14 protein-coding genes and 4 tRNA genes are annotated in these 14,285 nt (G+C 37.9%); 13 read left to right on the forward strand and 5 right to left on the reverse strand.

The window, feature by feature from the left end; translation table 11 throughout:
- Positions 1–55 precede the first annotated feature (55 nt).
- The 5 genes from fabD (at position 56) to CDA10_RS15585 (ending at position 3,379) form a co-directional block, all read left to right on the forward strand.
- Positions 56–1,042 carry an ACP S-malonyltransferase gene (fabD, locus tag CDA10_RS15565; RefSeq protein ID WP_089606490.1) on the forward strand — a complete coding sequence of 329 codons (987 nt, stop codon included), beginning with the start codon at positions 56–58 and terminating at the stop codon, positions 1,040–1,042.
- Entirely contained in the window at positions 1,039–1,773 is a 735-nt protein-coding gene (gene fabG / locus CDA10_RS15570) for a 3-oxoacyl-ACP reductase FabG (RefSeq protein ID WP_089606491.1), read from the forward strand. Before fabD ends, fabG begins: the two co-directional genes overlap by 4 nt.
- A gap of 87 nt (positions 1,774–1,860) precedes the next feature.
- Positions 1,861–2,097 carry an acyl carrier protein gene (gene acpP, locus CDA10_RS15575; protein ID WP_004723957.1) on the forward strand — a complete coding sequence of 79 codons (237 nt, stop codon included), beginning with the start codon at positions 1,861–1,863 and terminating at the stop codon, positions 2,095–2,097.
- A gap of 245 nt (positions 2,098–2,342) precedes the next feature.
- Entirely contained in the window at positions 2,343–2,816 is a 474-nt protein-coding gene (lysM, locus tag CDA10_RS15580; RefSeq protein ID WP_010113715.1) for a peptidoglycan-binding protein LysM, read from the forward strand.
- A 149-nt stretch (positions 2,817–2,965) separates the two neighbouring features.
- Positions 2,966–3,379: a TM2 domain-containing protein gene (locus tag CDA10_RS15585; RefSeq protein WP_089606492.1), complete on the forward strand. Its 414-nt coding sequence runs from the start codon at positions 2,966–2,968 to the stop codon at positions 3,377–3,379.
- Between the two features lie 65 nt (positions 3,380–3,444).
- Here CDA10_RS15585 and CDA10_RS15590 read toward each other — a convergent pair whose 3' ends face one another.
- The gene (locus tag CDA10_RS15590) at positions 3,445–4,050 is read right to left on the reverse strand and encodes a DUF805 domain-containing protein (RefSeq protein WP_089606493.1); all 606 of its coding nucleotides are present in this window, start codon (positions 4,048–4,050) and stop codon (positions 3,445–3,447) included.
- 262 nt (positions 4,051–4,312) lie between these two features.
- Positions 4,313–4,954, reverse strand: a complete 642-nt coding sequence (locus CDA10_RS15595; protein ID WP_089606494.1) for a peroxiredoxin — start codon at positions 4,952–4,954, stop codon at positions 4,313–4,315.
- Positions 4,955–5,289: 335 nt separating this feature from the next.
- Here CDA10_RS15595 and secA point away from each other — a divergent pair, with 335 nt between their 5' ends.
- From secA to CDA10_RS15635, 8 genes are all read left to right on the forward strand, one after another.
- On the forward strand, positions 5,290–8,007 hold the full coding sequence (gene secA / locus CDA10_RS15600; RefSeq protein ID WP_089606495.1) for a preprotein translocase subunit SecA: 2,718 nt from the start codon (positions 5,290–5,292) through the stop codon (positions 8,005–8,007).
- 146 nt (positions 8,008–8,153) lie between these two features.
- Positions 8,154–8,543 (forward strand): hypothetical protein, encoded by a 390-nt coding sequence (locus CDA10_RS15605; protein ID WP_089606496.1) that lies wholly within the window; start codon positions 8,154–8,156, stop codon positions 8,541–8,543.
- A gap of 178 nt (positions 8,544–8,721) precedes the next feature.
- Positions 8,722–9,942, forward strand: a complete 1,221-nt coding sequence (gene argJ, locus CDA10_RS15610) for a bifunctional glutamate N-acetyltransferase/amino-acid acetyltransferase ArgJ (RefSeq protein ID WP_089606497.1) — start codon at positions 8,722–8,724, stop codon at positions 9,940–9,942.
- A gap of 149 nt (positions 9,943–10,091) precedes the next feature.
- Complete coding sequence (nadA, locus tag CDA10_RS15615; RefSeq protein ID WP_089606498.1) at positions 10,092–11,159, forward strand: quinolinate synthase NadA; 1,068 nt, start codon at positions 10,092–10,094, stop codon at positions 11,157–11,159.
- A 151-nt stretch (positions 11,160–11,310) separates the two neighbouring features.
- A tRNA-Pro gene (locus CDA10_RS15620) sits at positions 11,311–11,387 on the forward strand.
- 48 nt (positions 11,388–11,435) lie between these two features.
- Positions 11,436–11,512: transfer RNA gene (locus CDA10_RS15625), tRNA-Arg, on the forward strand.
- 43 nt (positions 11,513–11,555) lie between these two features.
- A tRNA-His gene (locus CDA10_RS15630) sits at positions 11,556–11,631 on the forward strand.
- Positions 11,632–11,647: 16 nt separating this feature from the next.
- Positions 11,648–11,724, forward strand: a tRNA-Pro gene (locus CDA10_RS15635).
- 170 nt (positions 11,725–11,894) lie between these two features.
- On the opposite strand, the gene CDA10_RS15640 is transcribed toward CDA10_RS15635, so the two are convergent.
- The 3 genes from CDA10_RS15640 to CDA10_RS15650 are packed head-to-tail and all read right to left on the reverse strand — an operon-like array spanning position 11,895 to position 14,033.
- Entirely contained in the window at positions 11,895–12,374 is a 480-nt protein-coding gene (locus tag CDA10_RS15640; RefSeq protein ID WP_089606499.1) for an outer membrane lipoprotein YfiB, read from the reverse strand.
- Between the two features lie 26 nt (positions 12,375–12,400).
- Positions 12,401–13,618 (reverse strand): diguanylate cyclase DgcN/YfiN, encoded by a 1,218-nt coding sequence (locus CDA10_RS15645; protein WP_089606500.1) that lies wholly within the window; start codon positions 13,616–13,618, stop codon positions 12,401–12,403.
- 4 nt (positions 13,619–13,622) lie between these two features.
- A complete protein-coding gene (locus CDA10_RS15650) occupies positions 13,623–14,033 on the reverse strand; it encodes a regulatory sequestration protein YfiR (protein WP_456049116.1) in 411 nt (136 codons plus the stop codon).
- Between the last annotated feature and the right edge of the window lie 252 nt (positions 14,034–14,285).

Genomic DNA, 14,285 nt, shown 5'->3' on the forward strand with positions numbered 1-14,285 from the left:
TTTACTGTAAAATTGCCACATCGGAAACGATCAAGATTAAATAAGGGACTTATATATGTCTGCTAGACGACTCGAACAAGCAGCTCAAGCGACCAAAACTGCATTTTTGTTTCCTGGACAGGGATCACAAAAAGTGGGCATGCTCGCTGAACTTGCAGAACAGTTTAGTGGTGTGCAAGAAACTTTTGTCGAAGCTTCAGACGCAATCGGTTTCGATTTATGGCACATCGCACAAAGTGGCGAAGGTTTAGATCAAACTGAAAATACTCAACCTGTTCTTCTCACCGCAAGTATTGCATTGTGGCGTGTATGGTTGGATTTAGGCGGTGTTGCGCCGAAGTATCTTGCAGGGCATTCATTGGGTGAATACAGCGCTTTAGTCGCGGCAAATTCAATGACACTGGCCGATGCTGTAAAATTGGTTCACTTGCGTGGCAAACTTATGCAATCTGCCGTACCGCAAGGTCAAGGCGGAATGGCTGCTATTCTTGGTTTAGATGATGCTAAAGTCATTGAGCTCTGCAATCAAGCCAGTGCTCAAGGTGGTGGTGCAGTTGAAGCGGCAAATTACAATGCACAAGGTCAAGTTGTAATTGCGGGTACTAAAGCTTTGGTTGATGTTGTTATGGCATCTGCAAAAGAAAATGGCGGTAAAGCAATTGCATTGCCTGTTTCAGTGCCATCGCATTGTTCATTGATGAAACCTGCGGCAGAGCAGTTTGCAGAAGCTTTGGAACATACTGCCATTGAGTTGCCTAGTATTCCTGTAATACAAAATGTAAACGCAGAAATTGCAGTAGATACAGTGCAATTACGTCAAGCATTGACAGCTCAGTTGTATCAATCAGTACAATGGACCAAAACGATGCAATTCCTTCAAGACCAAGGAATTCAATATGTTGCAGAGTGCGGGCCAGGTAATGTATTGGCGAACTTAGCAAAACGTTTACCTAATATTGAAAAAGCATTCCCACTCGACACACAAAGTCGCATGGAAGATGCGCTGAATGCGATATTAGTGGCTGAAGGGAAAATTGCATGACACAAGAAAGAAAAGTCGCATTAGTTACAGGTGCGAGTAGAGGGATTGGCGCAGCCATCGCTCAACAACTTATACAAGACGGTTATTTTGTAGTAGGTACAGCGACTTCAGAAGCAGGCGCAGAAAAACTTTCTGTAGCTTTTGCTGAAAATGGTGCAGGTACTATTTTGGATGTACGTGATGGTGCAGCAATTGATGCATTGGTATCAGATATTGAACAAAAATATGGTTCGGTGATGGTACTTGTAAATAATGCAGGCATTACCAAAGACAATCTTTTATTGCGTATGTCAGAAGAAGATTGGGATGATATTTTAAATATTCATCTTAAAGCCGTATTCCGTTTGTCTAAACGCGTATTGAAAGGTATGACAAAAGCCCGCTTTGGTCGCATTATCAATATCAGTTCAGTGGTTGCGCATTTTGCCAACCCGGGGCAAGCGAATTATTCTGCTGCGAAAGCTGGAATTGAAGCATTTAGTCGTAGTCTTGCAAAAGAGATGGGAAGTCGTCAGATTACTGTAAACTCGATTGCACCAGGCTTTATTGCGACTGAAATGACGGAACAATTAAGCGAAGATATTCGTAAAAAAATGAGCGATCAAGTTGCGTTAAACCGTTTTGGTGAAACGCAAGATATTGCAAATGCAGTGAGTTTTTTGGCTTCTGATAAAGCCAGTTACATCACAGGTACAGTAATACACGTAAATGGTGGTTTATACATGGCTTAATGCGATGTATAAACTTTGAAAAAACTAAATATTCAATTAAACTATCAGGCAATTAAAACGCCGCCACAAGCAATGAGGAGAATTCCTGTGAGCGATATCGAACAACGCATTAAACAAGCTGTTGCAGAACAATTAGGTATCAAAGCTGAAGAAATCAAAAACGAAGCATCTTTCATGGATGACTTAGGTGCTGATTCTTTAGATTTAGTAGAACTTGTTATGTCTTTCGAAAATGACTTCGACATCACTATTCCTGATGAAGATTCTAACGAAATCACGACTGTTCAATCAGCGATCGACTATGTAACTAAAAAACTTGGTTAATCAGTTGACTGTGTAACACGTTGTTGTTACGCGTAAAAGCCACCGTTAAGGTGGTTTTTTTATATTTTGAGGAAATGGATTTGTTTTTGAAGAAAAATGTGAGTTACATAACGTTACGTTTATGTCACCAATGACAACGTTATTCAGTATGTTTTTTAGCTATAAGAATAAGGTTTATAAATTTTTATAACACAATAGAAATCATTCACAGTAAAACAAGTTCACTATTTATATGGAGTAATCACATGGGTCTTTTTGATTTTATTAAAGGAATTGGTAAAAAAAATACAGCACCTGCTGAACCTCAAGCAGCACCAGCGACACCTTCTGAGCCATCTGCTCAGGAAATTGCAAATAAATTATTAGGTCATATTAAAGCGCTTGGTTTACCTGTAACAGGGCTTTCGGTGAGCTATAATGGCGCAACTGATCTAGCAACCATTCAAGGTCAAGTGCAGACACAGGCAGATAAAGAAAAAATTATTCTTGCTGTAGGTAATATTGATCATGTTGCTCAAGTTGACGACCAAATGACAGTCGTCACTCCAGAGCCTGAAAGTAAGTTCTATACGGTTAAATCTGGTGATAACTTATCTAAAATTGCCAAAGAAGTTTATGGCGATGCCAATAAATATCCTAAAATTTTTGAAGCAAATAAACCAATGCTTAAAGATCCTGATGAGATTTTCCCAGGACAAGTTTTACGTATTCCTGCGTAAGACTGAGTTATGATAGAAAAGACACGAAAGTGTCTTTTTTTTATTTTCAAACCCTGCTTTAAACTCTCAAAATATAAGAAATTATTTGAAAAATTGATTGATAATTTTTATACTGATGTCTTAAATTATCAAGAAAAATAAGGAAAAGCATGAAAGGTCAAATACTTGATTATTCAGTACAAACTAATTCAGGTGTGATCACGGGTGATGATCAAAATAGATATCAGTTTTCTGGGGTGCAGTGGCGTAATCAGCATGCGCCAAATCGTGGTCAGCGTGTCGATTTTGCAATTGATGGAGCTGGGCAAGCGATTGAAATTTATCTCACGAATCAATCTATTCAGTTGCCGAATCAATTAGGTGAAAAAAATCGTATCGTTGCTGCGTTATTGGCATTCTTTTTAGGTGGATTTGGCGCACATAAATTCTATTTAGGTCAAATCGGTTGGGGAATTGTTTACCTCGTTTTCTGTTGGACGTTTATTCCTTCAATTGTTGCTTTTATTGAATTTATTATTTATCTCTGTACTTCTGATCAAGACTTTGCTCGTAAATATGGTTGAGTAAAATTGATTTCGTAGATTCAAAAATAAAGGGCTAATTAGCCCTTTATTTTTTTCAAGATGAATTAACGTGCAGGAGGGCCATATTCATTCTGTTCTTGTTTAGTGTCTGTCGCCCACCACACGATAAGCAGAATAAGTCCAATTCCTGTCAACGCAATCAGTTGCCACCAACCAGAGCGACCAACATCATGTAAGCGACGTGCACCGACTGCAAGGCTTGGTAAAAATAATGCCAGATTTAATAAGCCATTCAGTAGTGGTGCAGTACCAATAATACTATCAACGATTTGTGTAACAATACCTAAACCAATACATACTAACATAAAAAACCAAAATTCTTTACGACGTGCGCGACCATCAAAAGTTACATATTGTTTTATGCATTTTACAAACCAATCAATCGGATTGTATTGTTCTTCGTCTTGGTTGAGATTCGAAATTTGATCTAACTGCTTGTTGATACTTTGAAGCGTATTGTTAGTCTTGAGTTCAGTATAGATCTGTAAAGCATTGCCCATACTATCAACATCAAAATCAATACGCATGCCACGGTTTGGTGGAGTTTGTCCTTTCCATTCTGTCCCAGTAAAAGGATAACGGATTTGATCATCTCCGCTAATCACACCAGAGTTGCTTTGTATACTGTAATCTAAAATCGTACCTTTCATATTTTTCTCAATGTTTGTTGTTAATAAAAGAACATTTGTTATTGAAAAAGATATTAACAGAGTTGCATGTATTTTGTTCTATAGCCAAGAAACTTTTTTGTAAAATAGTGGTTTAACTTTAATTATTATTCTAATTTTCATAAAGAATACATGGGGATTTCAAATAAAAACAGCTTATTACAATGTCTGAGTTCTTCGTTAGATCTAGCAGTGACTGCAATAAGCTGTTTGAATATAAATACTGATGATTGAGTACAGTTTTTTAGTTTTTATCGGGTTGTGGTGTTAAACGTAAATAGGGTTTAACCGCTGTATAACCTTTAGGAAAGCGCTGTTTTAATTCAGCTTCATCTTTGAGTGAAGGTACAATCACGACATCTTCACCATCTTGCCAGTTGGCAGGTGTTGCCACTTTAAATTTGTCTGTCAGTTGTAGTGAATCCACGACACGTAAAATTTCTTTAAAGTTTCGTCCAGTAGAGGCAGGGTAAGTAATAATTAATCGAACTTTTTTATTTGGATCGATAATCACCAATGAACGTACTGTCAGCGTTTCACTCGCATTGGGATGAATAAAATCATAGAGTGTTGAAACCTTACGATCTTTATCTGCAATGATCGGAAAATTGACTTGAGTCACTTGGGTTTCATTTATATCGTCAATCCAGCCTTTATGCGACTCAACATCATCTACAGACAGTGCGATGGCTTTCACGCCTCGTTTTTCAAATTCATCTTTTAATTTTGCTGTGTAGCCAAGTTCAGTTGTACAAACAGGTGTGTAATCGGCAGGGTGTGAAAATAAGATTCCCCAGTGATTATCTAAATAATCATAAAACTGAATTGCGCCTTGGCTTGATTCTTGTTTAAAGTCAGGGGCTATATCGCCTAATCGTAAAGTCATTTTAAAACCTCAATATTTAGAAAAGTAGTTCGTTATTTGCTCGTCATGAATACTATTGCGTAGATTTTTTATAATTAAAAATAGTGTTTTTATATTTCTTTATCTGGAAAATAGATATTGCAGAATCAAACCATGAAAAAAAATCGTGTAATTGATCTGTTCTTCGCTGTAAATATCGATCAAATTTGCTACATTAATGCGCTTTAGCTCATATTCGCTAGAACTGGTGGTCAGATTTTTTTTATGGGTTTTGTGCAAAACCCTTGTACTTCAAATTTCTAGCACCATAATATCGTTTGAGAAAAAATTATTTCACAAAGATTTAGAGAGTTTATATGTTGGTAAGTCTGATCGGAGGTATCTTCGGTACAAAAAATGAGCGTGAACTCAAACGGATGCGTAAAATTGTCGATAAGATCAATGCGCTCGAGCCAACGATATCAGCTTTAAGCGATGCGGACTTATCTGCAAAAACTGAAGAATTCAAACAACGGTATAACAAAGGCGAAAGTCTAGATCAGTTGTTAGCAGAAGCATTTGCGGTTTGTCGTGAAGCAGGTAAGCGTGTCATGGGGATGCGTCACTACGATGTTCAGTTGATTGGTGGTATTACCTTACATGAAGGTAAAATTGCTGAAATGCGTACAGGTGAAGGTAAAACCCTCATGGGTACTTTGGCTGTATACCTGAATGCGATTAGTGGGCAAGGCGTACACGTCATTACCGTGAACGATTATTTGGCACAACGTGATGCTGAGCTTAACCGCCCATTGTATGAGTTTTTAGGCTTATCTGTCGGTGTGATTTATTCAATGCAATCACCTGTTGAAAAAGCTGAAGCTTATCGTGCAGATATTACTTACGGTACAAACAACGAGTTTGGTTTTGACTATTTGCGTGACAACATGGTTTTCTCTATGGCAGAGAAAAAGCAACGTGGTCTCACTTATGCGATTATCGATGAGGTCGATTCGATCTTGATTGATGAAGCACGTACACCGTTGATTATTTCGGGTCAAAGTGATGATTCTTCACAGCTTTATGTTGCCATTAATAGTATTCCTCCGAAGTTAAAAGCTCAGAAAGAAGAAAAAGTTGCTGATGGTGGTCATTTCTGGATCGATGAAAAGCAACGTACTGTAGAAATGACTGAAGTTGGTTTTGAAACGGTTGAAAATGAACTGATTGAAATGGGTTTATTGGCTGAGGGTGAAAGTTTATATTCTCCGGCAAATTTAAACCTTGTGCATCACGTGACTGCTGCAATTCGTGCGCGTTTTTTATATCAACGTAATGTTCATTATATTATTCATGAAAATGAAGTAGTGATTGTTGATGAAAATACAGGCCGTACCATGCCTGGACGTCGTTGGTCAGAAGGCTTGCATCAAGCTGTTGAAGCCAAAGAAGGTTTAGAAGTTCAACCTGAAAACCAAACTTTAGCAACTACAACGTTCCAAAACTATTTCCGTTTATACAAAAAGCTTTCAGGTATGACAGGTACTGCTGATACTGAAGCGGCGGAAATGAAAGAAATTTATGGCTTAGATGTGGTACTTATTCCGACCCATCGCCCAATGATTCGTAATGATCAGAATGATTTAATCTATTTAAATCGTAATGGTAAATACAATGCAATTATTGAAGAAATTCAAAAAATCCACGAAGCAGGTGTTGCGCCAATTTTGATTGGTACAGCAACCATTGAAGCTTCTGAAATTCTATCTGACAAGTTGAAAGAAGCTGGAATTACGCATGAAGTTTTGAATGCAAAACAACATGAGCGTGAAGCAGATATTATTGCGCAGGCAGGTTCACCACGCGCTGTAACGATTGCGACTAACATGGCGGGTCGTGGTACAGATATTTTACTTGGTGGTAACTGGAAAGCTAAGCTCGCTAAAATTGAAAACCATACTGCACAAGATGAAGTTGATCTAAAAGCAGAGTGGGATCGTAACAATGAAATGGTGATTAGTTCAGGTGGTTTACACATCATCGGTTCTGAACGTCATGAGTCTCGCCGTATTGATAACCAGCTACGTGGTCGTTCAGGTCGTCAAGGTGACCCAGGTGTGTCTCGTTTCTTCTTGTCTTTAGAAGATGATTTGATGCGTATTTTCGCAGGTGATCGTGTTGTAGGCATGATGCGTGCAATGGGTTTACAAGAAAATGAAGCCATTGAACATAAAATGGTGTCACGTTCGATTGAAAATGCACAACGTAAAGTAGAAGCACGTAACTTTGATATTCGTAAAAACTTATTGAAATACGATGATGTAAATAACGAACAACGTAAAATTATTTATTCTCAACGTGATGAAATTCTTCAAGAAAGCACACTGCAAGATTATATTGAAGAAATGCATCATGAAGTTGTGAAAGGCTTAATTGAGAATTATATTCCACCAGAGTCAATCCATGATCAATGGGATATCAATGGTTTAGAAGTTGCTTTACGAGAAGATTTAGGTATTGATCTTGCTGTAAGCCAATGGTTGGAAGATGATCGTCGTTTAGATGAAGAAGCTTTGGTTGAACGTATTTCTGACGAAGTTATAACTCGCTATAGAAACCGTCGTGAACAAATGGGTGGTGATTCTGCTGCAACATTGGAACGCCATTTTATGTTGGGTGCTTTAGATCGTCATTGGAAAGACCATTTGGCTGCGATGGATTATTTACGTCAAGGGATTCATTTACGTGGTTATGCACAGAAAAATCCTGAGCAAGAATACAAAAAAGAAGCATTTAACTTATTTGTAAACATGTTGGGTGTGATCAAATCTGATGTGGTGATGGATCTTTCTCGTGTACATATTCCTACACCTGAAGAACTTGCAGAAATGGAAGCTCAACAACAAGCTCAAGCTGAGTCTATGCGCTTAAACTTCGCGCATGATGAAGTGGATGGTTTAACGGGTGAATTAAATAATGTTGTTGTGGATGCACAATTTACTGAAGAGATGAAAATTGTGGCACCAGAAAGCCGTAATGCGCCATGTCCATGTGGTTCTGGTCTGAAGTATAAACAATGTCACGGTAAACTCTAATTTGCACTGACCTTTTAAATTGACCAAAAAAGCAGAACAATTGTTCTGCTTTTTTTTACAAGTTATTACTGAAAGTTAATTTTGATTGCAGGAATGTCAATTAAATGCTATTAACTTGCTGGATTGGATCGTTCTGTGGAAAGACAATGAAAAAATTATTACAACCTTTATTTTTTGCAACTTTAGCAATTCCAGTATTGGCATTTGCAGATACTGCACCGCAAACAACAACGGTTGAAAAAGTGCAAGCTGCGACAGGTGTAACGACTGCACAAACTGTCGTGAAAAATGAAACGACGACTGTGATTAGCCCACGTACAGGTATTCGCTATACCTTGGGAAATACTGGCGGACGCCCGATTATTCTCAAAACTGCAGCGATTGCAGCGGTGACACCTGCAACCATTAACCGTGTTGTGGCTTCAAATCCTGCTTTATCTGCAAGTAGTCAAGAAAAAGTAAAACAAGCTTTATTGGCTGTGGATACTACAACTGCCAATGCAACAGCGGTTACAGCAGCGCCTGTTCAACAATAAACATTTGTTGATATTCAAGACGACGAAAGCCAGTAAATTTTACTGGCTTTTTCAATTTTATATTTAAATCAAGAATAATTTCTGATAGTAAAAATAGATAAGCATTTTAATAGGCTCGATTTTTATTAAAATTTCTAATAAGCTGTGCTCTTATTATATTTCATATGGACATTTAAAAATGGCTGTTGGTGACGTGTCTATGCCACATATGCATGTGGTGCAAGGGGTAAAAATTGGCTCTGCTGAGGCGTATGTACGTTATCCTAATCGACGAGATTTAGTTATTTTTGAATTTGCACAAGGAAGTAATGTTGCAGGTGTATTCACCCAAAATGCTTTTTGTGCAGCTCCAGTACATGTTTCAAAGCAACATTTAGCACAAGCTAATCCACGCTATTTAGTGATCAATACAGGCAATGCCAATGCAGGAACTGGTAAATTGGGTATGGAAAATGCGCAATTGACGTGTTTGAAGCTCGCTGAGCTTGCTCACGTTGAAGAATTTGAAGTGCTACCATTTTCTACAGGTGTGATCGGTGAGCAACTTCCGATCGAAAGATTAGTGCAAGGTTTACAACCTGCATTAAACACTTTGAATGAAAACTCATGGGTAGATGCTGCTACGGGTATTATGACCACGGATACCACGCCTAAAGGAGCTTCTGAGCAGTTTGAGCTTGATGGTGTGACTTATACCATGACGGGTATATCTAAGGGTGCGGGCATGATTCGCCCGAATATGGCAACGATGTTGAGCTTTGTTGCAACAGATGTTCCTATTTCACGTCCCCTTGTTCAACAAATGTTAAAAGTCAGTGTTGAGCAATCATTTAACCGTATTACCGTTGATGGTGATACTTCTACAAATGATTCTTGTATTTTTGCTGCAACAGGTTTGGCAGGTGGTACAGAAATTAGCTCAGTTGAAGATCCACGATATATCATCGTTTTAGATGTTTTATCACGTGTAATGAAACGCTTAGCACAGTTGATTATCCGTGATGGTGAAGGTGCAACAAAATTCATTACTGTGACTGTGGAAGGTGGAAATGACACTCAAGAATGTTGTGATATTGCCTATAGCATTGCGCATTCTCCATTGGTAAAAACAGCGATTTTTGCATCAGATCCAAATTGGGGACGCATCCTTGCTGCGATTGGATATGCAGGTGTTCAAGATTTAGATGTTGAAAAAATTCAAGTGTGGTTGGATGATGTGCAAATCTGTAAGGATGGTGGTGCTGCGGCTGACTATACAGAAGAAGCTGGTGCACGTGTGATGTCACAAACTGAAATGACGATTCGTGTTGATTTAGGGCGAGGGCAGGCAAAAGATACGGTTTATACCTGTGATTTATCATATGATTACGTCAAGATTAATGCTGATTATCGTTCTTAATTTTTAAATATAAAAAGAGCCTCATTTGTGAGGCTTTTTTATAACAAAACATTTTTCGTGGTGAATTTCTGTGCGGTAGAACGTACAATCAATTCACAAATGTGTAAACGCTAGCATGACGCCAGCGACAAGGAAAGAGAAGACCTCATATGAGTGATGCGAATAATTTAATTGCCAACGAAGCAAAATCGATTGTGCAAGCGCATTTAGATCGTTTAGGTGAACCGAAGGACAACAGTTTAAGTCCTGAGCTAAAGCAACAAAAGTTTGAGCAAATTAAAGCAGAGTTGCAAAAACGTAATGCGGTATTGGTTGCACATTACTATTGTGATCCTGAAGTGCAAGAGCTTGCAGAAGCGACAGGTGGCTGTGTTTCTGATTCATTAGAAATGGCGCGTTTCGGACGTGACCATGAAGCGTCTACATTGGTGGTTGCTGGTGTGAAATTTATGGGAGAAACAGCAAAAATTCTTTCTCCTGAAAAAACCATTCTCATGCCAACACTCGAAGCGACCTGTTCATTAGACTTGGGCTGTCCTGTTGATGAGTTCACAGCATTCTGTGACGCGCATCCTGACTATACTGTCGTGGTTTATGCAAATACATCAGCAGCCGTGAAAGCACGTGCAGATTGGGTTGTAACATCAAGTTGTGCGGTTGAGATTATTGAGCATTTGGATAGCTTAGGTGAAAAGATCATTTGGGCGCCTGATCAGCACTTAGGACGTTATATTCAAAAGAAAACTGGTGCAGAAATGTTGTTATGGGATGGTTCATGCATTGTGCATGAGGAGTTCCGTGCGCGTGGTATTGGCAATATGAAAGCGCTGTATCCAAATGCAGCTGTATTGGTTCATCCAGAGTCACCTGAATCTGTAATTGATATTGCAGATGCAGTCGGAAGTACATCGCAATTAATCAAAGCAGCTCAGACGCTTCCGCAAGATACTTTAATCGTGGCTACGGATCGCGGAATTTTTTATAAAATGCAGCAAGCTGTACCGCATAAAACCTTGATTGAAGCACCAACAGCAGGTGAAGGGGCAACATGTCGTTCATGTGCACATTGTCCATGGATGGCAATGAATGAATTAGATGGTATTTTGGATGTACTGCGAAAAGGTGATCAAGAAATTTTTGTAGATCCTGCGCTTGCAGAGCGTGCTAAATTACCTTTAGATCGCATGTTGAACTTCAGCGCTCAATTAAAACGTTAGAAATTGTATAAAAAATATCTGAAATGCTTGATTAATATACATTTGGAGTGTTTTTTTAATTTTTTTTCAAGATAGGTGTTGACGTCTTCGGGCGTCACGCCTAGAATGCACACCGTACCGCACGATGTGTGATACAAAAAGCTGAGATGAACGGAGCATAGCACAGCCTGGTAGTGCACCTGGTTTGGGACCAGGGGGTCGTAGGTTCGAATCCTACTGCTCCGACCAATTCTTCAAGGCAAGGTAATCATGTGATATTTTAGTATCATTGGTCATGCGCCTGTAGCTCAGTTGGATAGAGCATCCGCCTTCTAAGCGGATGGTCACAGGTTCGAATCCTGTCAGGCGCACCATTTATGGTAGTTTGATGTTATAGATCCTGAAAATGCTGTTATGGTGGTTGTAGCTCAGTTGGTAGAGCCCCGGATTGTGATTCCGGTTGTCGAGGGTTCGAGCCCCTTCATCCACCCCAATCTCTTATGAGAAATCGGAGCATAGCACAGCCTGGTAGTGCACCTGGTTTGGGACCAGGGGGTCGTAGGTTCGAATCCTACTGCTCCGACCAATTTAAGTGAAAGCTTAAATATAAATTATCCGCTAACAAGCGGTTTTTTTATGTCTGAAATTTGGCATTTAAAATAGAAGCTGAACTTTAAGTACAATTAAAAACAGTAGACATAAAAAAGATCTCCGAAGAGATCTATTTTAAAAAGTTGGATTATTGGAAACTGTAAATTAAGGAATAATAATCACAGTGACACGACGGTTTTCAGCACGATGCTCTTCTGTCTCATTATCGTGAATAGGTTGAGTCGAACCCTTACCTACAACTTTTAAATTTTGTGGATCAAATTTTTGTGTGATAAACACGTTGGCAACACTCTGCGCACGTTCTTCAGAAAGTTTTAAATTATAATCAGGATTTCCAACATTATCTGTATGACCAACGATTCTGAGTTTATCTAAACTATATTTATTGAGCTGTGTTGCTAAACGAGCGATATCTGTTTGGTTTTCTGGCTTAATGGTGGATTCGTTAAAACCAAAAAGTAAACGCTCAGGCAGCCCTAAGCTCCAACCTTCATCTGTAAGAGTAAAGCCCTCCTGTTTTACAACACGAGCTTGTTTGTAGCTTAGACCGCCTAGATTCATACATCCAGAAAGTGCTAAACAAAACACAGCAAGGATCGTAAGCTGTAAATTTCTAAGTGACATATACAATTCTCTACATTTTAAATAAATTACGAATGATAAATAAACCAATGATGTTGCAAAGATTTTGCCTTATACATTGCTTGATCCGCTTGAGAAATTAAATCTTCTGGGGTAGAAGCATGTTTCGAAAGCGCAATACCTAGACTGAAACTAAACGAAATGGATTGCCCTTTATAAATCAAAGGTTCTTCGCAGCATTTTATCAAATTTTCAGCAATAGAAATTAAATGTTCGATTTTCGAAACAGATTGTAAAATAATAGCGAACTCATCACCCGCAAGCCGAGCTACAAAATCATTTTGACGAATATTGTTTTTAAGTCTGTTGGACATCTCTTTCAGGACTTCATCTCCAACCAAATGCCCGTACTGATCATTAATCGCTTTAAAATTATTATTGTCGATAAATAATAATGCAAGATTGTCACGTTGCTTTGAATCTTCAAATAAATTACACAAAACTTGGAAAAAATAGTTACGATTTGGGAGCTGGGTTAAATGATCATGCTGAACTTGGTATGAAAGTTCATGGTTCTCATTCTGAAGATGTGTATGCCAAGATTGAATCTCATCCAGTAACTGGTTGAAAACGATGTTCAATTCTTGGAATTCTTGAATATCGTTTTGTGGGAATCTTAAATTATAAGCTTTTTGACTTTTTAATAATTCTGCGATCTGAATGAGAGGTGAGAAAGAATGCATAATATGGCGATAGGTTAGATTAACAGACCACCATAATGCAAAAACCATGAATAGCATTCCAAAAGCAAGTCCAATAAAAATTTTGAAAATAAACATTAGAATTTCATTGGAACTACCATAAAGAACAACATTACCTACGTGTTGCCCTTGATGTTGTACATCTAGCTTGATGGCTTCTTTTAGAAAAATATGATCAAAAAAATTCTGAATATAAGAATAATGCTGAACGGTTTTCAAACTCTTTGCAATCTCATGACCTTGAGCATCATAAACTTGAATTGAACGAACAGAATGCTGAATGGTAAATTCATCAATAATTTGAGAGATTGCATATTTATCTGAAAACACTAAAGCAGGCTGAATACGCTCAGAAACAGTTCTACTGATTAATAACAAATTTTGCTTCGCATAAGACTCAACAGTAAATATTGAAATACTGACGAATGTTGAAGTACAAATCAGAAGGGTGATCGCAAAGATCGTAAATTGAGATTTACGGAATAAGGTTTGTAATGAAGTCGATTTAAAAAAATTGTTGATCATTAATTTAATCCGAATTCTTTGCAAGTAATAAAACACGTGGATCAATATGTATTTTAGACTGCGCCAAACTATCTAAATTCACTTTAAAAATGGTATTTCCTGATTTGTTGCTTAATAAACAGAAAGTGCTCCCGATGTCACATTCGGTATTATTTGTACTAAAAGATAGAATTGAAGGGTTAAAAGACTTGTTGATCAAACTTTGCTCTGCTTGAGCAGTCGTGTTAGAAAAAAAGACCACATCACAATGACGTGTTTTTAATTCAGTCGCATGAACTGCTAATGCCGAAAATGGAGATTTAGTACTTTTGATGTAACTACTAAATTGAGTTGCATAATCAGGATTATCGACAACACATAATTGAGGGTTGGGACTATTCCATTTCGCATAACTTAATATAGACAATGTCATCATAAAAAAATTGTGTGGCGAATTGGCAGAGGAATAGTTGCAAAAAAATAGCAAGACTCCTAAACATAATGTTTTTCTATTTATAAAATAGGCCATATTCGAATTAATTTTAAAGATAAAAACCGTCAAATGTAGTTTAAAGAAAAATAACAAATATAAATAGCTCAAAATTTAGTTAAATTCATAGGTGTTTATATAAATTTGATTGATAAACAACCAAACGGTACACTATTTAGAAAATAACTTAAAAAGGGG

It is taken from the genome of Acinetobacter piscicola (assembly GCF_002233755.1).
GTDB lineage: Bacteria > Pseudomonadota > Gammaproteobacteria > Pseudomonadales > Moraxellaceae > Acinetobacter > Acinetobacter piscicola.

Coding starts and splice junctions, on each gene's coding strand:
- fabD (WP_089606490.1), top strand. CDS start 56: ATGTCTGCTAGACGACTCGAACAAGCAGCTCAAGCGACCAAAACTGCA.
- fabG (WP_089606491.1), top strand. CDS start 1,039: ATGACACAAGAAAGAAAAGTCGCATTAGTTACAGGTGCGAGTAGAGGG.
- lysM (WP_010113715.1), top strand. CDS start 2,343: ATGGGTCTTTTTGATTTTATTAAAGGAATTGGTAAAAAAAATACAGCA.
- CDA10_RS15585 (WP_089606492.1), top strand. CDS start 2,966: ATGAAAGGTCAAATACTTGATTATTCAGTACAAACTAATTCAGGTGTG.
- CDA10_RS15590 (WP_089606493.1), bottom strand. CDS start 4,050: ATGAAAGGTACGATTTTAGATTACAGTATACAAAGCAACTCTGGTGTG.
- CDA10_RS15595 (WP_089606494.1), bottom strand. CDS start 4,954: ATGACTTTACGATTAGGCGATATAGCCCCTGACTTTAAACAAGAATCA.
- secA (WP_089606495.1), top strand. CDS start 5,290: ATGTTGGTAAGTCTGATCGGAGGTATCTTCGGTACAAAAAATGAGCGT.
- CDA10_RS15605 (WP_089606496.1), top strand. CDS start 8,154: ATGAAAAAATTATTACAACCTTTATTTTTTGCAACTTTAGCAATTCCA.
- argJ (WP_089606497.1), top strand. CDS start 8,722: ATGGCTGTTGGTGACGTGTCTATGCCACATATGCATGTGGTGCAAGGG.
- nadA (WP_089606498.1), top strand. CDS start 10,092: ATGAGTGATGCGAATAATTTAATTGCCAACGAAGCAAAATCGATTGTG.
- CDA10_RS15640 (WP_089606499.1), bottom strand. CDS start 12,374: ATGTCACTTAGAAATTTACAGCTTACGATCCTTGCTGTGTTTTGTTTA.
- CDA10_RS15645 (WP_089606500.1), bottom strand. CDS start 13,618: ATGATCAACAATTTTTTTAAATCGACTTCATTACAAACCTTATTCCGT.
- CDA10_RS15650 (WP_456049116.1), bottom strand. CDS start 14,033: ATGATGACATTGTCTATATTAAGTTATGCGAAATGGAATAGTCCCAAC.